Annotated in this window: 1 protein-coding gene; it reads right to left on the bottom strand. The window is 31.1% G+C overall.

Annotated features, from left to right (window positions below; all coding sequences use genetic code 11):
- On the bottom strand, positions 1–418 hold a 418-nt coding region (locus tag BKH41_RS09950), incomplete at both ends, for a hypothetical protein (protein ID WP_180762821.1).

Here is a 418-nt window from a genome sequence, read left to right as displayed (position 1 = left end):
TAGAAATACAAATCATATCTTCAGTAGTAATATCTTTTGCTTTGGTGATATTTTTAAGATTTTTATCTTTGATTTTACATTGAAAGCTTGGAGAAATCTTGGGTAATTTGCTTAAATCAGCTGTAGCCTTGAAGATACTTTTAATGTATGGAACATATGCGTTATATTCCACCCGCGCTTTAACATAATCTTTTTCATTCTTAAATACAATCTTAAGTCTTCCAGTGTTTGCATCCAACCGATCATCAGCAATCAAAAGTGTGTAGAAACAATCAAAATCAATGCTACAAAAAAAGCCATTATGTGTTTTTTGAAATTCATCACCATAGTCATCATAGAGTTTTTGCATCTTAGGATCTCCACGTACTTGTTCCTCTTCATTGTAATTGCGTTTCTTATAAGTTGGATATTTCTCTAT

Source organism: Helicobacter sp. 12S02232-10 (genome assembly GCF_002272895.1).
In the GTDB taxonomy this organism is placed as follows: Bacteria; Campylobacterota; Campylobacteria; order Campylobacterales; family Helicobacteraceae; genus Helicobacter_J.
Note: the sequence above shows the minus strand (reverse complement) of the source record. Positions and strands in the feature narration are given on the sequence as shown.